This is a genomic window from Pseudomonas hydrolytica, from assembly GCF_021495345.1.
In the GTDB taxonomy this organism is placed as follows: Bacteria; Pseudomonadota; Gammaproteobacteria; order Pseudomonadales; family Pseudomonadaceae; genus Aquipseudomonas; species Aquipseudomonas hydrolytica.
In genome coordinates this window covers 575,596-592,593 of the sequence record NZ_CP099397.1, presented here as the reverse complement: position 1 = coordinate 592,593, position 16,998 = coordinate 575,596, and the positions used below count along the sequence as shown (strand labels likewise).

The 16,998-nt window shown below is 64.7% G+C and carries 22 protein-coding genes; 11 read left to right on the top strand and 11 right to left on the bottom strand.

The features are described from left to right. Positions 1-17: 17 nt before the first annotated feature. Positions 18-632 (top strand): TetR/AcrR family transcriptional regulator, encoded by a 615-nt coding sequence (locus L1F06_RS02805; protein ID WP_004372933.1) that lies wholly within the window; start codon positions 18-20, stop codon positions 630-632. An 83-nt stretch (positions 633-715) separates the two neighbouring features. On the opposite strand, the gene L1F06_RS02800 is transcribed toward L1F06_RS02805, so the two are convergent. The 3 genes from L1F06_RS02800 to L1F06_RS02790 all read right to left on the bottom strand — a co-directional run bounded on the left by L1F06_RS02800 (position 716) and on the right by L1F06_RS02790 (position 2,473). Beyond that, positions 716-1,570: a phasin family protein gene (locus L1F06_RS02800; RefSeq protein WP_129481898.1), complete on the bottom strand. Its 855-nt coding sequence runs from the start codon at positions 1,568-1,570 to the stop codon at positions 716-718. Positions 1,571-1,580: 10 nt separating this feature from the next. After that, entirely contained in the window at positions 1,581-2,027 is a 447-nt protein-coding gene (locus L1F06_RS02795; protein ID WP_004372937.1) for a phasin family protein, read from the bottom strand. A gap of 170 nt (positions 2,028-2,197) precedes the next feature. Next, positions 2,198-2,473: a polyhydroxyalkanoic acid system family protein gene (locus tag L1F06_RS02790; protein WP_004372939.1), complete on the bottom strand. Its 276-nt coding sequence runs from the start codon at positions 2,471-2,473 to the stop codon at positions 2,198-2,200. Between the two features lie 146 nt (positions 2,474-2,619). Between L1F06_RS02790 and ubiE the strand changes: the two genes are divergently transcribed. The 9 genes from ubiE (at position 2,620) to L1F06_RS02745 (ending at position 8,483) form a co-directional block, all read left to right on the top strand. Beyond that, positions 2,620-3,390, top strand: a complete 771-nt coding sequence (ubiE, locus tag L1F06_RS02785; RefSeq protein ID WP_004372941.1) for a bifunctional demethylmenaquinone methyltransferase/2-methoxy-6-polyprenyl-1,4-benzoquinol methylase UbiE — start codon at positions 2,620-2,622, stop codon at positions 3,388-3,390. Beyond that, the gene (locus tag L1F06_RS02780; protein ID WP_129481899.1) at positions 3,390-4,007 is read left to right on the top strand and encodes a ubiquinone biosynthesis accessory factor UbiJ; all 618 of its coding nucleotides are present in this window, start codon (positions 3,390-3,392) and stop codon (positions 4,005-4,007) included. Before ubiE ends, L1F06_RS02780 begins: the two co-directional genes overlap by 1 nt. Then, positions 4,004-5,587, top strand: coding sequence for a ubiquinone biosynthesis regulatory protein kinase UbiB (ubiB, locus tag L1F06_RS02775; protein ID WP_129481900.1), 1,584 nt, complete (start codon positions 4,004-4,006; stop codon positions 5,585-5,587). Before L1F06_RS02780 ends, ubiB begins: the two co-directional genes overlap by 4 nt. A 70-nt stretch (positions 5,588-5,657) precedes the next feature. Next, positions 5,658-6,056 (top strand): phosphoribosyl-AMP cyclohydrolase, encoded by a 399-nt coding sequence (hisI, locus tag L1F06_RS02770; RefSeq protein ID WP_004372946.1) that lies wholly within the window; start codon positions 5,658-5,660, stop codon positions 6,054-6,056. After that, on the top strand, positions 6,049-6,384 hold the full coding sequence (locus tag L1F06_RS02765; protein WP_011920745.1) for a phosphoribosyl-ATP diphosphatase: 336 nt from the start codon (positions 6,049-6,051) through the stop codon (positions 6,382-6,384). Before hisI ends, L1F06_RS02765 begins: the two co-directional genes overlap by 8 nt. 22 nt (positions 6,385-6,406) lie before the next feature. Next, positions 6,407-6,640: a twin-arginine translocase TatA/TatE family subunit gene (gene tatA, locus L1F06_RS02760; RefSeq protein WP_011920744.1), complete on the top strand. Its 234-nt coding sequence runs from the start codon at positions 6,407-6,409 to the stop codon at positions 6,638-6,640. Positions 6,641-6,643: 3 nt separating this feature from the next. After that, positions 6,644-6,985 (top strand): Sec-independent protein translocase protein TatB, encoded by a 342-nt coding sequence (tatB, locus tag L1F06_RS02755; protein ID WP_011920743.1) that lies wholly within the window; start codon positions 6,644-6,646, stop codon positions 6,983-6,985. Beyond that, positions 6,982-7,776: a twin-arginine translocase subunit TatC gene (tatC, locus tag L1F06_RS02750; RefSeq protein WP_011920742.1), complete on the top strand. Its 795-nt coding sequence runs from the start codon at positions 6,982-6,984 to the stop codon at positions 7,774-7,776. Before tatB ends, tatC begins: the two co-directional genes overlap by 4 nt. Continuing rightward, positions 7,773-8,483 (top strand): 16S rRNA (uracil(1498)-N(3))-methyltransferase, encoded by a 711-nt coding sequence (locus tag L1F06_RS02745; RefSeq protein ID WP_129481901.1) that lies wholly within the window; start codon positions 7,773-7,775, stop codon positions 8,481-8,483. The genes tatC and L1F06_RS02745 overlap by 4 nt, the downstream gene beginning before the upstream one ends. An 81-nt stretch (positions 8,484-8,564) precedes the next feature. Here the strand turns inward: L1F06_RS02745 and dtd are convergent, their stop codons facing one another. Together dtd and pip are read right to left on the bottom strand one after the other, a co-directional pair. Beyond that, complete coding sequence (dtd, locus tag L1F06_RS02740; RefSeq protein WP_129481902.1) at positions 8,565-9,002, bottom strand: D-aminoacyl-tRNA deacylase; 438 nt, start codon at positions 9,000-9,002, stop codon at positions 8,565-8,567. Continuing rightward, the gene (gene pip, locus L1F06_RS02735; RefSeq protein WP_004372958.1) at positions 8,999-9,970 is read right to left on the bottom strand and encodes a prolyl aminopeptidase; all 972 of its coding nucleotides are present in this window, start codon (positions 9,968-9,970) and stop codon (positions 8,999-9,001) included. Before pip ends, dtd begins: the two co-directional genes overlap by 4 nt. Positions 9,971-10,048: 78 nt before the next feature. Here pip and L1F06_RS02730 point away from each other — a divergent pair, with 78 nt between their 5' ends. Beyond that, positions 10,049-10,486: a hypothetical protein gene (locus tag L1F06_RS02730; RefSeq protein WP_129481903.1), complete on the top strand. Its 438-nt coding sequence runs from the start codon at positions 10,049-10,051 to the stop codon at positions 10,484-10,486. Between the two features lie 112 nt (positions 10,487-10,598). Here the strand turns inward: L1F06_RS02730 and L1F06_RS02725 are convergent, their stop codons facing one another. From L1F06_RS02725 to L1F06_RS02700, 6 genes are all read right to left on the bottom strand, one after another. Further along, complete coding sequence (locus L1F06_RS02725; RefSeq protein ID WP_129481904.1) at positions 10,599-11,141, bottom strand: lipocalin family protein; 543 nt, start codon at positions 11,139-11,141, stop codon at positions 10,599-10,601. Between the two features lie 12 nt (positions 11,142-11,153). Then, on the bottom strand, positions 11,154-11,405 hold the full coding sequence (gene bamE, locus L1F06_RS02720; protein ID WP_004372964.1) for an outer membrane protein assembly factor BamE domain-containing protein: 252 nt from the start codon (positions 11,403-11,405) through the stop codon (positions 11,154-11,156). Positions 11,406-11,477: 72 nt separating this feature from the next. Further along, a complete protein-coding gene (locus L1F06_RS02715; protein ID WP_129481905.1) occupies positions 11,478-12,077 on the bottom strand; it encodes a DUF924 family protein in 600 nt (199 codons plus the stop codon). A 3-nt stretch (positions 12,078-12,080) separates the two neighbouring features. Continuing rightward, complete coding sequence (locus L1F06_RS02710; protein WP_004372967.1) at positions 12,081-13,088, bottom strand: class 1 fructose-bisphosphatase; 1,008 nt, start codon at positions 13,086-13,088, stop codon at positions 12,081-12,083. Positions 13,089-13,244: 156 nt separating this feature from the next. Beyond that, positions 13,245-15,089, bottom strand: coding sequence for an esterase EstP (gene estP, locus L1F06_RS02705; protein ID WP_129481906.1), 1,845 nt, complete (start codon positions 15,087-15,089; stop codon positions 13,245-13,247). A 67-nt stretch (positions 15,090-15,156) separates the two neighbouring features. Beyond that, positions 15,157-16,827 (bottom strand): histidine kinase N-terminal 7TM domain-containing diguanylate cyclase, encoded by a 1,671-nt coding sequence (locus tag L1F06_RS02700; RefSeq protein WP_129481907.1) that lies wholly within the window; start codon positions 16,825-16,827, stop codon positions 15,157-15,159. Positions 16,828-16,998: the final 171 nt, after the last annotated feature.

Genomic DNA, 16,998 nt, shown 5'->3' with positions numbered 1-16,998 from the left:
CCAACAAGAAGCCACGGATGAAGACCCGCGAGCGCATCCTGCAAGCCGCCCTGCAGTTGTTCAACGAACAGGGCGAACCCAACGTCTCGACCCTGGAGATCGCCAACGAGCTGGACATCAGCCCGGGCAATCTCTACTACCACTTTCACGGCAAGGAGCCGCTGGTGCTGGAGCTGTTCGAACGCTTCCAGGCCGAGATGGCGCCGCTGCTCGATCCACCAGCCGATGCCGAGCTGGACGTCGAGGATTACTGGCTGTTCCTGCACCTGATCGTCGAACGCCTGGCGCAGTACCGCTTTCTGTTCCAGGACCTGTCCAACCTGGCGGGGCGCCTGCCGAAACTGGCGCGCGGCATCCGTCACTGGCTGAATGCACTCAAACGCACGCTGGCGGCCCTGCTCGCCCGGCTGATGGCCGACGGGCAGCTGGTCAGCGGCACCCAGGCGCTCGGTCAGCTGGTGGAGCAGATCACCCTGACCCTGCTGTTCTCCCTCGACTACCAGCGCATCCTCGATCAGGAAGGCGAAGTACGCCTGGTGGTGTACCAGATCATGATGCTCGTTGCGCCCCATCTGGCGCAGCCGTCACGAGGCACTGTCGAGCATCTGGCGCAGCGCTATCTGGAAGCCTGAGGCGCATTGCTGGCTGGGCGCTCCCCTGGGGCGAGAAACGAAAACGCCCGGCACTAGGCCGGGCGTTTTCAGTCCCGAGAAACTCAGGACGGGGTGGCTGGAGTTGCCGGGGTGGCAGCCGGAGCCGGTGCAGCGGCCGGCGTTGCCGCGGCGGCCGAAGCCGGTGCCGGTGCCGCCGGTTTCGGCGCAGCTGCCTTGGGCGCTGCCGGTTTCTTCGCAGCCGGCTTCTTCGCCGCAGCAGGCTTGGCTGCAGGCTTGGCGGCGGCCGCTGGCTTGGCAGCGGGTTTCGCTGCGGCCTTGGCTGCCGGTTTCGCCGCAGGTTTGGCTGCCGGCTTGGCGGCTGCAGGTTTCGCAGCAGCTTTCGCCGCGGCCGGTTTGGCAGCCGGCTTGGCTGCAGCTTTGGCAGCAGGCTTGGCGGCCGGCTTCGCAGCAGGTTTGCTCGCTGCTTTGACGGCGGGCTTGGCGGCAGGCTTGGGCGCAGCTTTGGCAGCAGGCTTGGCCACCGACTTGGCCGATACGCCGGCGATTTTCTCCAGCTGCTTGGTCAGGCTGTCGACCTTGTCGTTCAACGCCTTCACTTCGTTGCGGCTGGGCACGCCCAGGCGCGAGATGGCATTGTTCAGACGCTTGTCGAAGGCCTCTTCCAGCTCGCTCCACTTGCCGATCGCCTTGTCCTTGACCTCATCGACCTTGGACTTGGCGGAACCGACCTTGGCACCGACGCCGGCTTTCACCGCACCGACCTGCTTGTCGACTTCGCTCTTGGCCAGCTTCTCGGCCTTCTCGCCATCCTTGACCAGCGTATCGAACAGCTTGGTGCCGTCCTTGCTGACCTTAGAGTAAGCGCCCAAGCCTGCCAACCAGATCTGACGCGAGTATTTCTCGACCTCGCCGATCCAGGAGCTGGTCTGTTTCTCGGTTTTCTTTTTAACAGCCATCCTGATCTCCTTATTTGGTACGCGCGACATGCTCGAGCAACGCGCTCAGCTCATCCAGCTTAGCAGAGAGTGCTTCAACATCCTGCTTCGAGGGAATGCCGATACGATTCAGGGCGGCGGCGACACGGGTGTCGAAGGCCTTCTCGATCTTGTCGAGCTGCACTTCGACCTTGCCCTTGACGCTGGTGACATTGGAGTTGACGGACTGCTTGACCGACTCGATCTGGCTGTTGGCGGCCTCGACCTGCTCGTCGACCAGCTTCTTGCCTTTGACTTCGACGCCTTCGCCGGTCTTGACCAGCTCCTTGAAGTACTCGACGCCCTCGGCACCGGCCTTGGCGTAGGCGCCCAGGCCTGCGAGATAGATCTTGCGGGCGTAGCCCTTCACGTCATCGAACAGGCCGGCCTTGTCCTCGGCCACGGCTTCGACTTTCTTCTTCACGGCAACTTTCGACATGGTGCACCTCACGCGCTTTGACAGTTAGCGGAAACGCCCACGGAATGCAGGCTTGGGTACACCCTAGGGAGAAAAATTAGAAATCGCATACTAGGAACAGGCAACAGCATGCCTGCCCAAGCAACCCAGGGGCGATGCGCACAGCGCACCCTACCGGCTTGCCGCTGCGCTCAGGCCAACGACTTGTCGAGCACCTGCTCGATCTCGCGCTGGATCATTCCGCCCATGGGCGACAGCAGCAGCCCCAGCTTGAGCTCGACCCGAACCGTGTTCTCGCCCACCGCAATGCTGCCATCGGCACCACTGCGCTTGAACTCCAGCGTGTCGCCGTTCCAGCGGTAGCGCACGTCGTACTCGCTGGCCAGGCGCTCGGCCAGACGCTCGGCTTTTTCTCGGGCGACCTCACGGCCGAGGGAATGGGATCGTTCGATACGAATGCGGGACATGACAGCTCCTCGATCAGGCAGGCGCCGCAACGCTGCGGCATGAAGTCACAGCACTCTAACAGCCCGCCAGCTCACCTGGCACCCAGGCAAGACAAAGGCGGCAGGCAGCTTTAGAATGGGGCGGTTTTCCATCCGGTGAGAGCGACATGAGCGATCCACGCAAGGCCCAGGAGCAGGAACCCACTACCCACTTCGGTTTCCAGGACGTGCCGGAAAGCCAGAAGGCGGAGAAAGTGGCCGAAGTCTTCCACTCGGTGGCGGCCAAGTACGACCTGATGAACGATGTCCTCTCCGGCGGCCTGCATCGCCTGTGGAAGCGCTTCACCATCGAGCTGTCCGGCGTGCGCCCGGGCAACCGCGTGCTGGATATCGCCGGCGGTACCGGTGACCTGACCCGCAAGTTCGCCAGCATCGTCGGCCCCACCGGCGAAGTGGTGCTGGCCGACATCAACGACTCCATGCTCAAGGTCGGTCGTGATCGCCTGCTGGACAAGGGCGTGGCCGGCAACGTGCAGTTCGTCCAGGCCGATGCCGAGAAGCTGCCGTTCCCTGACAACCACTTCGACGTGGTCACCATCGCCTTCGGCCTGCGCAACGTCACCCACAAGGAAGACGCCCTGCGCTCCATGCTGCGCGTGCTCAAGCCCGGCGGCCGCCTGCTGGTGCTGGAGTTCTCCAAGCCGGGCAACCCGCTGCTGGCCAAGGTCTACGACACCTACTCGTTCAGCTTCATGCCGCTGGCCGGCAAGCTGATCACCAACGATGCCGACAGCTACCGCTACCTCGCCGAGTCGATCCGCATGCACCCGGATCAGGAAACCCTCAAGGCGATGATGGTCGACGCCGGCTTCGAGCGCGTCACCTACCACAACATGACCGGCGGCATCGTCGCCCTGCACCGCGGCATCAAGCCCTGATGCTGCTGACCGGGCTTCTGGCGGGCGTCGAGACGGGGCTCAATCGCGTCCTGCGCCTCGATGGCACCGCCTTGCCGCGCTTGCACACCCTGAGTGGCAAGGTCATCGCCGTGCAGTGCCAGAGCCCTGCGCTGGAGCTGTTCATCCTGCCCAGCGGCGATGGCCTGCAGCTGGCTGCGCAGTGGCACGCACCCGCCGACTGCACCCTCACCGCCCCGGTCGCCAGCCTGGCGCGCCTGGCCTTGAGCCGTGACAAGACCGCCGTACTGCACCGCCCGGAAGTCTCCCTCGATGGCGACAGCGCCGCGCTGCTGCAATTGGCCGGCATCCTCCAGGACCTGGAACTGGACTGGGAATACGAACTGTCGCGCTGGCTTGGCCCGGTGGCCAGCACCCTGCTCGCCGGCCACCTGCGCAGCCGGGTCAACCTGGCCAGCCATGGCGCGGCCAGCCTCACCCAGAACCTGGCCGATTACCTGGCCGAAGAGTCGCGCACCCTGGTCGGCCAGCGTGAGGCCGACGCGCGCTTCGCCGAGCTGGATCAACTCAAACTCGCCCTCGACCGCCTGGAAGCACGCATCGAGCGCCTCACTTCTGCCCATAAGCCCGACGCATGAAGCTGCTTGCCGTTCGCCGTCTGCTGCGCATCCAGCGCGTAGTCATCCGCTACCAACTGGACGAATTGCTCCTCGAACTGCCGCTGCCATTCTGGCTGCGTGCGCTGTCCTGGCTGCTGCCCTGGCGCTGGCTGCCGCGCAGGTCACTGGCGCTGTCGCGCGGGGCGCGCCTGCGTCTGGCCCTGGAAGACCTGGGCCCGATCTTCATCAAGTTCGGCCAGCTGCTGTCCACCCGTCGCGACCTGCTGCCGCCCGATATCGCCGATGAGCTGGCACGCCTGCAGGATCAGGTGCCGCCCTTCCCCGAGGATCAGGCCATCGCCCTGATCGAGCGCCAGCTCGGCGCCCCCGTGAGCCAGCTGTTCGCCCGCTTCGACAGCCAGCCGCTGGCGTCGGCCTCGGTGGCCCAGGTACACGCCGCGCAGCTGAAGAGCGGCGAGGAAGTGGTGGTCAAGGTGGTGCGCCCAGGCCTCAAGCCGGTAATCCGCCAGGACCTGGCCTGGCTGTTCCTGCTCGCCCGCATCGCCGAGCGGGCTTCTGCCGACGCCCGTCGCCTGCGCCCGGTGGAGGTGGTCAGCGACTACGAGAAAACCATCTTCGACGAACTCGACCTGCTGCGCGAGGCGGCCAACGCTAGCCAGCTGCGGCGCAATTTCGAGGGCTCGCCGCTGCTCTACGTGCCGCAGGTGTACTGGGACCTGTGCCGCCATCAGGTACTGGTCATGGAGCGCATCTACGGCGTGCCGGTCACCGATCTGGTGACCCTGGCCGACCAGCGCACCGACATGAAACTGCTGGCCGAGCGCGGCGTGGAAATCTTCTTCACCCAGGTGTTTCGCGACAGCTTCTTCCATGCCGACATGCATCCCGGCAACATCTTCGTCAGCACCCGCACGCCGTGGAGCCCGCAGTACATCGCCATCGACTGCGGCATCATCGGCAGCCTCACCGACGAGGATCAGGACTACCTGGCGCGCAACCTGATCGCCTTCTTCAAGCGCGACTACCGCAAGGTGGCGCAACTGCACATCGACTCGGGCTGGGTGCCGGCCGACACCAAGGTCAACGAGTTCGAGGCGGCGATCCGCACCGTGTGCGAGCCGATCTTCGAAAAGCCGCTGAAAGACATCTCCTTCGGCCAGCTGCTGCTGCGCCTGTTCCAGACCGCTCGACGCTTCAACATGGAAGTGCAGCCGCAACTGGTGCTGCTGCAGAAGACCCTGCTCAACATCGAGGGCCTGGGGCGTCAGCTATACCCGGATCTGGATCTGTGGAGCACCGCCCAGCCCTTCCTCGAACGCTGGATGCGCGAACGCGTCAGCCCCCTGCACCTGCTGCGCAACCTGCAGCAGCAGGCCGAGCAGGTGCCGCACCTGTCGCAGATCGCCCGCGATGCCCTGGAGCGCCTGCAGCGACCGGAGCCGCCACGCGAGAGCGACGCACGCGACCAGTGGCCGCTGCGCCTGCTCGGCGCGGCATTGATCGCTGCCGGCGCCGTACAGGGCCTGGCGCCCCTGCTGGCCACCTGGCCGGCCTGGCTGATGGTCGGCGGCGGTCTCTATCTGGTGCTGCGCCGATAGCCAGCTAGCCACAGCACTGGCACACTTGGCGAATTGACCATCCGGCAGGCCCGGCAGATTTGGAACACCGATGAACGATTGGCTCGACGAAATCCACTGGAACGAAGACGGCCTAGTGCCGGCCATCGCCCAGGATCACCAGACCGGCCGCATCCTGATGATGGCCTGGATGAACCGTGAATCCCTCGCCCTCACCGTCAGCGAACAGCGCGCCATCTACTGGTCACGCTCGCGTGGCAAGCTGTGGCGCAAGGGCGAGGAGTCCGGCCATGTGCAGAAGCTGCACGAGCTGCGTCTGGACTGCGATGCCGACGTGATCGTGCTGATGGTCGAGCAGCTCGGCGGCATCGCCTGCCACACCGGGCGCGAGAGCTGCTTCTATCGCGTGTACGAGAATGGCGGCTGGAAAACCGTCGACGCCGTGCTGAAAGATCCGCACGCCATCTATGCAGGACACAGCCATGAGTGACACCCTGAGCCGCCTGGCCGAGGTACTGGAAGCGCGCAAGGGTGCAGCGCCCGACAGCTCCTACGTCGCCAGCCTGTATCACAAGGGCCTGAACAAGATTCTGGAAAAGGTCGGTGAGGAATCGGTGGAAACCATCCTCGCCGCCAAGGACGCCGCCGCCAGCGGCGACTGCAAGGACCTGATCTACGAAACCGCCGACCTGTGGTTCCACAGCCTGGTCATGCTCGCCGCCCTCGGCCAGCATCCGCAGGCCGTGCTGGACGAACTGGATCGCCGTTTCGGCCTCTCCGGCCACGCGGAAAAAGCCGCGCGACCGCAATCGGAATAACTTTCACAACGGAGAACTCATCATGGGTTTCGGCGGCATCAGCATCTGGCAACTCCTGATCATCCTGCTCATCGTGGTCATGCTGTTCGGCACCAAGCGCCTGAAGAGCCTGGGCTCGGACCTGGGTGACGCGATCAAGGGCTTCCGCAAATCGATGGACAATGGCGAAGCCGAGAAACCGGCGGTCGAAGAGCCCAAGGGGCAGACCATCGACGCCCAGGCACGCAAGGTCGAAGAGCCGGCGAAGAAAGACTGAGCCATGTTCGACATCGGTTTCACCGAACTGCTGCTGGTCGGCCTGGTCGCCCTGGTGGTGCTCGGTCCTGAGCGCCTCCCGGGGGCGGTGCGCACTGCCGGCCTGTGGATCGGCCGGATCAAGCGCAGCTTCAATTCGATCAAGGCCGAAGTGGAGCGCGAGATCGGCGCCGACGAGATTCGCCGTCAGTTGCACAACGAGCGAATTCTCGAGCTCGAGCGGGAAATGAAGGCGATGAAGCAGGACATCCTCGACACCGCCAGCCTCAAGCCGAGCAGCGACGCCGACAAGAGCAGCGTCGAGCCGCCACCGCCCGCCGCCCAGGACAAGACTTCACAGCCATGAGCAAACTGCCGGACGCCGACCAGGAAATGCCCCTGGTCTCGCACCTGACCGAACTGCGCACGCGCCTGCTGCGTTGCGTGGTGATCATCCTGCTGATCTTCGCCGGCCTGTTCTATTTCGCCCAGGACATCTACGCCCTGGTCGCCGCACCGCTGCGCGCCTATCTGCCGGACGGCGCGACGATGATCGCCACCGGCGTCGCCTCGCCCTTCCTCACGCCGTTCAAGCTGACACTGATGTGCGCGCTGTTTCTCGGCATGCCGGTGATCCTGCACCAGGCCTGGGGCTTCATCGCGCCGGGGCTGTACACCCATGAACGGCGCATCGCCGTGCCGCTGCTGATCTCCAGCATCTTCCTGTTCTATGCCGGCATGGCCTTCGCCTACTTCGTGGTCTTTCCCATCATGTTCGGCTTCTTCGCCAGCGTGACCCCGGAAGGCGTGGCGATGATGACCGACATCGGTCAGTACCTGGACTTCGTCCTGACCCTGTTCTTCGCCTTCGGCGTGGCCTTCGAGATTCCCATCGCCACCTTCCTGCTGATCTGGGTCGGCATCGTCGACGTGGCCACCCTGCGCAAGAGCCGCCCCTACGTGATCGTCGGCTGCTTCGCCGTGGGCATGCTGCTGACGCCGCCGGACGTGTTCTCGCAGACCCTGCTGGCCGTACCGATGTGGCTGCTGTTCGAAGCCGGCGTGCTGGCCGGCGCCCTGGTCAAGCGCAAGCGCGACGAGGAAAAGGCCGAGGAAGAGGCCAAGCCCGAAGACCAGCCGCCCGCGCCACTGTCGTGAACCTGCTGCTGCTGGAAGACGCAGACTTCGTCGGCGAGGATCGGGTACGCCTCAGCGGCCGACGCCTTAAGCATCTGCATGAGGTACACCGCGCCGAGGCCGGCGACCGCCTGCGCGTCGGCCGCCTTGGCGGGCTGATGGGCGAAGGTCGGCTGATGGCCCTGGATGCCGAGCACGCCGAGCTGCAGGTCAGCCTCGATCAGGCTCCGCCGGCCAAGCTGCCGCTGACCCTGGTGCTCGCCCTGCCGCGGCCGAAGATGCTCAAGCGCGTACTGCAGACAGTCAGTGCCATGGGCGTTCCGCGCCTGGTGCTGGTCAACAGCTACCGCGTGGAGAAGAGCTTCTGGCAGACGCCCTTTCTCGAAGCCGAAGCCATTCGCGAACAGCTGATCCTCGGCCTGGAGCAGGCGCGTGACACCGTCTTGCCCGACGTGAGCATCGAGAAACGCTTCAAGCCCTTCGTCGAGGATCGCCTGCCGGCGTTGGCAACCGGCACGCTGGGCCTGATCGGCCACCCCGGTGACTACCCGGCCTGCCCGCGCGCCGTGCAGGAGCCGGTGACCCTGGCCATCGGCCCGGAAGGTGGCTGGATTCCCTACGAAGTCGATCTGCTGCGCCAGGCCGCAGGCCTGCAGCCGGTGCAACTGGGCGAACGCATCCTGCGGGTGGAGACGGCGGTGCCGGCGTTGCTGGCCAGATTGTTCTAACGAGAACGACCAATCTGTAGGAGCGAGCTCTGCTCGCGAAGCGTTCGAGTCGCGAGCAGAGCTCGCTCCCACAAGCTACCGCTATACCTCGAGGAGAAAGGTCACCGGCCCATCGTTGACCAGATGCACCTGCATATTGGCGCCGAAGCGTCCGGTGGCGACCTGCGGATGCCGGGCTCTGGCTGCCTCGACCAGGGCATCGAACAGTGCCTCGCCCTGCGCCGGCGGCGCCGCGCTGGAGAAGCTCGGGCGCATGCCGCTTTTGGTGTCGGCCGCCAGGGTGAATTGCGAGACCAGCAGCAGCCCGCCCTGCACATCCGTCAGCGAGCGGTTCATCTTGCCCGCCTCGTCGCTGAATACGCGGTAGTTGAGCAATTTGTGCAGGGCGCGAGTCAGGCTGGCCTGATCGTCCTGTGGCTCGACGCCGACCAGCGCCAACAGGCCCTGATCGATGCCGCCCACCACCTCGCCTTCGACCTCGACCCTGGCTGCGCTGACGCGCTGGATCAGCAGCTTCATGCATCCTCCGGCGGCAGGTCGAGCAGGCGCCGGGCCAGTTCGTCGGCGGCGCGCACCAGCGCGTCGGTGATGCCGGGCTCGGCGGCCGCATGGCCGGCGTCGCGGATGATCTGCAGCTCGCTGTTGGGCCAGGCCTGATGCAGTGCCCAGGCGTTGTCCAGCGGGCAGATGGCGTCGTAGCGACCGTGCACGATGATGCCCGGCAGATGGGCGATCTTCGGCATGTCGCGCAGCAACTGATCGGGCTCGAGGAAGGCGCCATTGACGAAGTAGTGGCATTCGATACGGGCGATGGACAGCGCCCGGTGCGCGTCGCTGAAGCGTTCGACCACCTGGGTGTTGGGCCGCAGGGTGGCGGTGCGACCTTCCCAGGTCGACCAGGCCTTGGCCGCGTGCATCTGGGCGATCTGATCGGCGCCGGTCAGGCGCTTGTAGAAGGCCTGCATCAGATCGCCGCGTTCGTCTGGCGGAATCGGCGCGAGGTAGTCCTCCCAGTAGTCGGGGAACAGACGGCTGGCGCCCTCCTGGTAGAACCAGCTGAATTCCTGTGGCCGACACAGGAAGATGCCGCGCAGAATCAACCCGTGCACGCGCTGCGGATGCGTTTGCGCATAGGCCAGCGCCAGGGTCGAGCCCCAGGAGCCGCCGAACAGCACGAACTTGTCTATCCCCAGGTGCTCGCGAATGCGTTCGATATCGCCGATCAGCGCCTGGGTGGTGTTGTTCTCCAGACTGGCATGCGGGGTGGAGCGGCCACAGCCACGCTGATCGAAGGTGACGATACGGTAGAGATTGGGATCGAAGTATCGGCGGCTTGATGCATCGCAGCCGGCGCCCGGCCCGCCATGGATGAACAGCACCGGCAACCCGTCCGCCGAACCGCTCTCGTCGACATAGAGCACATGCGGCGGCTCGACCGCCAGCTCGTGACGGGCGTAGGGTTTGATCTCTGGATACAGAGTCTGCATGGTGGGCTCCTGATGCGATGGGTACGACTACCGAGTTCCGCTCTGCACGGCATCATAACCATGAAAAAGGAGTTCAGCATGTCGAGGCGTTATCTGGCCGGTTTCCTGGCGCTTTTTTTCACCCTGCTGCTGGCCGGCTGCGGTGGCCGCGACGACCCGCAAGCCGCGCTGGAGGCGGCCGTTAAACAGCTGCAGGACAATATCGAGGCCAAGAGCGCGAGCGCGGTGCTGGAGCAGTTGCACGGCGACTTCCTGGCCCGCCAGGAACTCGACCGCGAGTGGGCCAAACGCACCATGACCTTGCTGTTTCTGCGCCACAAGAACATCAAGGTCATCGCCCTGGGCAAGAACAGCTGGATCGACCCGGCGATCAGCAGCAAGGGCTACACCGAGGCGCAGGTCGGCCTGACCGGCGCCGAAGGGCTGCTCCCCGACAGCGCGCGGCACTATTCGGTAAGGCTGGAATGGTGGCAGGAAGGCGGCGAATGGAAGCTGGCGCGCCTGGACTGGGAGTGAAGCGGTAGCCCCCTCACCGGGTAGGAGCCGGCTTGCCGGCGATCCTTCGGATCTGATCGCGAGCAAGCTCGCTCCTACAGAGGGGGCTAACCGATGCGATACGGGCTACAGGCTAGTCAGCCTGGCGCCAGATCAGCTCGGAGGTGTCGTAACCCTGCTCGCGCGCGTGGCTGAGCAGCTTGTCGCGGGTTTCCTGATCCACTTCCGGGGTACGCGACAGCAGCCACAGGTACTTGCGCTGCGGGTGACCGACCAGCGCTACACGGTAGTCGTCATCGCGGTACAGCACCCAGTAGTCGCCCTTGATCGGCAGCAGCTTGCTGGCCCAGTTGTCGAAGCGCACCCAGAGCTTGTCGGTTTGCCCTTCCACCTGAGGCTCGGCGACGCCCTTGGCTTCGATCCACTCGCCGTCCTTGTCGCGGCAGCGATTGGTCACGTCAATGCGGCCATCGTCACGCAAGCCATAATGGGCTTCGGACTGCACGCAGTTGCGCTGGAAGAACATCGGCAGCCGCGCCAGCTCGTACCAGGTGCCCTGGTAGCGCTGCAGGTCGACCTGCACGGTCTTCGGCGGCTCCTGCGGGATGCGGCCCGTGCCGGAGTTGGCGCAGCCGGCGAGGGCGAGAACGGCACTGGCGATAAGGATCGAACGCATGAGATCTCCTGCTTACTTGAGTCCCTTGCCGGAGAACATCATCACCTTGTCCCCGGCGTACTGGACGCTGATATAGCTCTTGTCATCACCCCAGGTGCAGCTGGTCATGCCCAGTGCGCCGGCGCATTCGCCCGGAGCGCCAAGCAGGCTCTCGACCTCCGCCTTGCTCATGCCGGCCTTGAGCTTGGAATAGTTGTCCTGATTGACCTTGTTGCAGGCGGCGAGCAGACAGCAGGCGAGCAACGCGACGATACGCATCGACATGATGGGTGAAACTCCTGATGGGAAGGTGCCAGCAAGCTTGGCATAGCCGGCGACGACTTGCCCGCTTGGAGTTCAGAAACGCGAGCCAGGTTCCCGCAGGAAGGCCTGTTCTTCGTCAGTACAGGCGCGACCGAGAATGGCGTTGCGATGAGGGAAGCGACCGAAGCGCGCAATCACCCGCTGGTGACGCTCGGCGAAGTCGAGAAAGTCGGCGAACAGCTCGCGCTCTGCGTCACCTGCCTGATCGAGCAGAGCGCGAAACAGTTCGACGGCACGCGCCTGCAGAGGCAGATCCTCGGCATGCTCGAAGATCAGGTAGGCAAAAACGCGCTGGATCGGCGTCAACGCACGGTCCCAGCCGCGCTCCAGCCCGGCCTCCAGCAGAGGACGGGCCAGCGCGTCCCCCGCGAAGGCGCGCGGGGTATCGCGAAAGATCATGCGCGGCAGCTGATCGAGCAGGATCAGGTGCGCCAGCCAGCCCTGCGGCTCATCCGCCCAGCCCTTCAGCTCGCCAGCCAGGGCCTGCTCGACCAGCGCAGCGAAACGCGCTTCGGCCTCACGGTCCTGACTGTCACGCTTGCCGAACCACAAGCCCCGGCGCGCCGCTACGATGTCGGTCGCGCTGCCATCGGCACCGAACCACCAGTCGAGCAACGGCTGCCAGGGCTGCATCGGTCAGCCCCGGTGGTAGGCGGTGACGCGCAGCACTTCTTCCTTGGAGCCGAGGAACACCGGCACACGCTGGTGCAGGGAAGTGGGCTGGATGTCGAGGATGCGCTGGCTGCCGTCGGTGGCGGCGCCGCCGGCCTGCTCGATGATCATCGACATCGGGTTGGCCTCGTACATCAGGCGCAGCTTGCCCGGCTTGTCCGGCTCGCGGGCGTCGCGCGGGTACATGAACACACCGCCACGGGTGAGGATGCGATGCACGTCGGCCACCATCGAGGCGATCCAGCGCATGTTGTAGTTGCGCCCCAGCGGCCCGGTCTCGCCGGCCAGCAGCTCGGAGACGTAGCGCTGTACCGGGGCTTCCCAGTGGCGCTGGTTGGACATGTTGATGGCGAATTCCTTGGTCGACTCCGGCACCTTGATGTTGTCGTGGGTGAGCACGAAGCTGCCCAGTTCGCGATCCAGGGTGAAGCCCTTGACGCCGTCGCCGAGGGTCAGCATCAGCATGGTCTGCGGGCCGTAAATGGCGTAGCCGGCCGCGACCTGCTGGGTGCCCGGCTGGAGGAAGGCGTCCTCGCCCAGGTCGCCGGTGTCACCGTTGCGGTCCGGGCAGCGCAGCACGGAGAAGATGGTGCCGACCGAGACGTTGACGTCGATGTTGCTGGAGCCATCCAGCGGGTCGAAGACCAGCAGATAGGCACCCTTGGGGTACTTGCCGGGGATCTGGTAGGCGTTGTCCATTTCCTCGGACGCCATGCCGGCCAGGTGACCGCCCCATTCGTTGGCTTCGAGGAGGATCTCGTTGGAGATGACGTCGAGCTTCTTCTGCACTTCGCCCTGCACGTTCTCGCTGTCCAGGCTGCCCAGTACGCCACCGAGGGCGCCCTTGGAAACCTGGTGGCTGATCGCCTTGCAGGCCCGTGCCACGACTTCGATAAGGAAACGCAGATCGGCCGGGGTGTTATGGCTGCGAGTCTGCTCGATCAGGTAGCGGCTCAGGGTGACGCGGGACATGGACGGCTCCGGAAAGAGAAAAAATCGCGCGCAGTTTAACCGGTTCCCGCTATGGCCGCCTCCCTGAGGCCACAGCGAGTTTGGAGAAACTGACGGAACGCGTTGAATCGACGGCCAGCGCCCTCAAGGAGAGGTGCGCTGGCGTCAGAACAGCTCTTAGAGATCCAACGACAGAGAAAGATTCAAACCATGCTGGGATTCATCGTCAGCGTGCCGATAGCTGTAGCTGCCACGCAGTGACAAGCCGTTTCCGAGGCTATGACTGACCCCGACATGGCCACGCCAGGTACGATCATCGGGGCGATAGCCAGGCAACTCGAAGCCGATCCCCGGCAGACTGTTCAAGGCCATGCGTACTTCGCTGGGGTCATCCTCGTACTCCCTCTCCATGGCCAGCTCACCGAACAGTCGGGTCTGCGGCGCGAGATCGTACAGCCCCTGCAGGCCTGCGCCGAGGCGCTTCGATTTGCGTACCTGATCAGCGTAACTCAGGGCGGTGGAACGCTGGCCATCTTCGGCATAGCCGTCTACTTCGATCCGCACGTAGTCGGCGCTGAAGAACGGGCTCAAATGCCACTGGCTACCCGGCTGGGCGATGTCGTAGCCGAATCGGCCACTGAAGGCCCACAGATCGCCGTCGGTATCCCCCTTCTCAGAGTTGGTAGCCGGACCAATGGCAAACTTGCGTTTGAGATCATCGTAGTCCAGCCGCCCGATACTGGCCGACAGATCCCCCCACCAGCGGTTGTGCTGATACTGGGCGAACGCAGTACCCAGATAGCTGCGAAGATCGTAATCGGAATCCGCGGCCCCGGCTTCCAGACTCTGTTGGTAGAGCCCGGCAGCCAGGCCCAGGCGCCAGGCGTCATCGAGCCTATAGCTGGTACCGAAGTTGAGGCTGTAGCCGTTGCCCTTGGCATCGCCACTGTACAGATCGTAATCCAGGCGCTGGCCGCCGGCATTGATGAAGGCACGCCACTGCCCTTCGCTCTGCCAGGCCTCCCAGTCTGCCAGCCATTGCGCGCGCAGCTGATCCTGATGAGCCCGCAGCGTGCCTAGGGCCATCTCCGGCAGTAGGGTGATTTCCCAGGGAGCGGCGAGGAGTGAGTAGGCGTAGTCGGCAATCAGGCGCTGCCCGGTGATGGTCGGGTGCACGCTGTCGTTGAACAGAAGTTTGGTCGGATCAGGAGCGGTGCCGTTCAGGCCATAGACCGGGTGCGGATTGCTGCAGCCTTCGAAACAGCTGTCAATCACCGTGTCGCGGTCTGCGATCAGGCCGTAGCGCCCGGGGTCACTCAATGTTTCCGAGAGATTGAGCGGTATGTTCAAGGGAATGACGTTTGCATCGAGCGCCGCTAGCTGGCTCACCAGTTCCTGGTTGAAGTCGGCCCCTAACCCGGATACCAGGTCTTGCAAGCCGCCACCATAGAAGTTCGGTGTCAGACCGATATCCGGCAGCAACCACACCATGATGTAGCGCGCGCCGGCTTGCTGCAGAACCTCGACGCTATCGACCAGCCGCCCGGCAGCAGCCTGCGCGCTGGCGGTATCGACTACACGAAACTGGAGAAAATCATTCCCACCGCCAGTGAGGTAATACAACGCATTCGGGTCGGCCCGCCCTCCGCTGGAGGCCAGGTACCCGCCTGGACCGCTGATGGTGTTGAGGATCTCGTCGGTACGATAGCCTCCGACCGCCCAGTTGTTACCGCCCTCGACCGAATTTGCCGGCCCCAGCCCCGCTCCGCCCAGGCCAAGGGCATCGCCAAGCAGCATGGGCGCCACCGGCCCGAAGATCTCGCCGCTGCCATCCTGATAGGTCGGCCCGATACGATTGGTAAAACGGGTGGTAGCTCCCGCCGGCCCATCAGGGTCGGCGAACCAGCCTGCATCGCTGAGGCTATCGCCGAATACGTAGAGCGCGCTGTATGGCGCGGCGGAAAGCGAAGTGGCACTGGCCAGCAGGCAGGCGGCCGCCAGCGGAGACAACAGACGGTTCATGGCAAGTCCTTGTTGTTGTTGGAATGAACTGCCAAGCAAATGTAGCGGTTGTTGCTGCGAAAAACATCTATCTGGCGCGGTTCGCTTCTGCCGGCGGAAGGGCCACCTCCACCCGGTTACGACCATCACGCTTGGCTCGGTAGAGCGCAACGTCGGCAGCCTGCAGGAGGCTATCGAGACCCTGCCCATGCGCCGGCCATATAGCGATGCCTGCCGACAGGGTGACCGGCAGAGTACCTATGCGCGTTGGCTGGCCAACCTGGCTCAATTGCGTCCGTAATGCCTCCAGGCGCGCCATGGCAGCCTGAGCATCAAGCCCCGGCAGGATCAGCAGGAATTCCTCGCCGCCGATACGAAACACCGCATCGGTGCTGCGCAGGTTGTCCAGCAGATGCTTGGCGACAGCCTTGAGCACGTCGTCGCCGACCAGATGGCCGCACTCGTCGTTGAGCCGTTTGAAGTGGTCTAGATCGATCAGCGCCAAGGCCAGTGGCAGGTTTTCGCGTTGCGCCCTGGCCAGTTCGCGCGAGAAGAATTCATCCAGATAGCGGCGGTTGTAGAGGCCGGTCAGCGGGTCGCACAGCGCCTGCTCGCGCAGTTGCTCGTGCAGATTCGAGATGGTGCGCAGACGCTCTTCACTCAGGGCCAGGGCCTCGGCCAGCTTGAGCTCGCTGAGGTGGCGCTGGGTCACGTCGCGTACGTAGAGCATATGGCCCAGCAGGGTCGGGCCGTGGCGAGTGGCGCGTTCGATGGCGCGCACCCGCACTTCGTAGTAGCGCGCCGCGCTGGTCAGGGTCAGCGGGCGCTCCTGATCGCCCTCGCCGGCCTCATTCAGCAGACGCTGCAGGTCGGCGCCGAACACCGGCCACTGCCCCAACTCGGTGCCCTGCCAGCCCTGCTGCAGCCCTGCCAGCTTCAGCGCGGCCGGATTGGCCTCGATCACCCGACCACGCGGATCGATCACCAGCACCGGGTCGAGCAACGCCTCCAGCAGCAGATGGCGCGCCACCGGCAGCAGGTCGAACAGGCGTACGCCGACGATCAGCCAGGAGAACGCCGCCAGGGTGAAGGCGAAGCTGAAGGGGGTCGGGTCGAAGCCGAACAGGGTCCAGCCGAACACCACATAACCGACGTTGGCCACCCAGGGCACCGCGGTGACCAGCACGAACGCCAGATAGTGACGGCGGTGCAGCCCTTGACTGAGCGCCGCGGCGCGGCTTACCACGCCCATGCAGAACGCCATGAACAGGTAGACGTAGACGGCCGTGGCATAGAACAGCGGGCCATGCTGATAGCGCACCGGGGCTCCCGGACTGTCGTCGACGGGAGCGCTGCCGGCACCGTAGAACAGGCCATGCCAGGGATTGCTCAGCGCCAGAGCCCAGACCAGCAGCGGCACCAGGCTCAGCCCCAGGATGCTGCTACGCGGCAACGGCGTGCGCATGCTGTTGACGTACTGCCAGAGGAATACCGCCCAGAACGTGGGCGTGGAAACGATGCCGGGCCAGGCCATGCTGGCCCAGAACATCTTGCATTCGGCGGCGAAGAAGCTCATTTCCAGTGCCGCGGCGCCCATCCACCAGAGGCTGGCCAGGTGCAGCAGAATGAAGCTGTCACGCTCGGGGAAGTCGCGCTGGCGGGTGACCCAGTGCGCCAGCAGGACCACCCCGAAGCACACCAGCAGGGTCATCAGGACCGGCGGTGACAGGCTCCAGCCGGAAGCCAGACAGGCCTGCATCAGCGCCCCCTCCAGCTCGGCGACAACCGGAGAACGGCACGCACGCCGCAGTCGGACGCGGCGAAACGAAATGCATGGGCGGTGACGCGAACCAAAATACGCAAGGGCCTTCCTGACCTCTGATGCTGACTGGCGCAGGGCGCCTAAGATACTGCAAAACCCCTACCACTA

Coding starts and splice junctions, on each gene's coding strand:
- L1F06_RS02805 (WP_004372933.1), top strand. CDS start 18: ATGAAGACCCGCGAGCGCATCCTGCAAGCCGCCCTGCAGTTGTTCAAC.
- L1F06_RS02800 (WP_129481898.1), bottom strand. CDS start 1,570: ATGGCTGTTAAAAAGAAAACCGAGAAACAGACCAGCTCCTGGATCGGC.
- L1F06_RS02795 (WP_004372937.1), bottom strand. CDS start 2,027: ATGTCGAAAGTTGCCGTGAAGAAGAAAGTCGAAGCCGTGGCCGAGGAC.
- L1F06_RS02790 (WP_004372939.1), bottom strand. CDS start 2,473: ATGTCCCGCATTCGTATCGAACGATCCCATTCCCTCGGCCGTGAGGTC.
- ubiE (WP_004372941.1), top strand. CDS start 2,620: ATGAGCGATCCACGCAAGGCCCAGGAGCAGGAACCCACTACCCACTTC.
- L1F06_RS02780 (WP_129481899.1), top strand. CDS start 3,390: ATGCTGCTGACCGGGCTTCTGGCGGGCGTCGAGACGGGGCTCAATCGC.
- ubiB (WP_129481900.1), top strand. CDS start 4,004: ATGAAGCTGCTTGCCGTTCGCCGTCTGCTGCGCATCCAGCGCGTAGTC.
- hisI (WP_004372946.1), top strand. CDS start 5,658: ATGAACGATTGGCTCGACGAAATCCACTGGAACGAAGACGGCCTAGTG.
- L1F06_RS02765 (WP_011920745.1), top strand. CDS start 6,049: ATGAGTGACACCCTGAGCCGCCTGGCCGAGGTACTGGAAGCGCGCAAG.
- tatA (WP_011920744.1), top strand. CDS start 6,407: ATGGGTTTCGGCGGCATCAGCATCTGGCAACTCCTGATCATCCTGCTC.
- tatB (WP_011920743.1), top strand. CDS start 6,644: ATGTTCGACATCGGTTTCACCGAACTGCTGCTGGTCGGCCTGGTCGCC.
- tatC (WP_011920742.1), top strand. CDS start 6,982: ATGAGCAAACTGCCGGACGCCGACCAGGAAATGCCCCTGGTCTCGCAC.
- dtd (WP_129481902.1), bottom strand. CDS start 9,002: ATGAAGCTGCTGATCCAGCGCGTCAGCGCAGCCAGGGTCGAGGTCGAA.
- pip (WP_004372958.1), bottom strand. CDS start 9,970: ATGCAGACTCTGTATCCAGAGATCAAACCCTACGCCCGTCACGAGCTG.
- L1F06_RS02730 (WP_129481903.1), top strand. CDS start 10,049: ATGTCGAGGCGTTATCTGGCCGGTTTCCTGGCGCTTTTTTTCACCCTG.
- L1F06_RS02725 (WP_129481904.1), bottom strand. CDS start 11,141: ATGCGTTCGATCCTTATCGCCAGTGCCGTTCTCGCCCTCGCCGGCTGC.
- bamE (WP_004372964.1), bottom strand. CDS start 11,405: ATGTCGATGCGTATCGTCGCGTTGCTCGCCTGCTGTCTGCTCGCCGCC.
- L1F06_RS02715 (WP_129481905.1), bottom strand. CDS start 12,077: ATGCAGCCCTGGCAGCCGTTGCTCGACTGGTGGTTCGGTGCCGATGGC.
- L1F06_RS02710 (WP_004372967.1), bottom strand. CDS start 13,088: ATGTCCCGCGTCACCCTGAGCCGCTACCTGATCGAGCAGACTCGCAGC.
- estP (WP_129481906.1), bottom strand. CDS start 15,089: ATGAACCGTCTGTTGTCTCCGCTGGCGGCCGCCTGCCTGCTGGCCAGT.
- L1F06_RS02700 (WP_129481907.1), bottom strand. CDS start 16,827: ATGCAGGCCTGTCTGGCTTCCGGCTGGAGCCTGTCACCGCCGGTCCTG.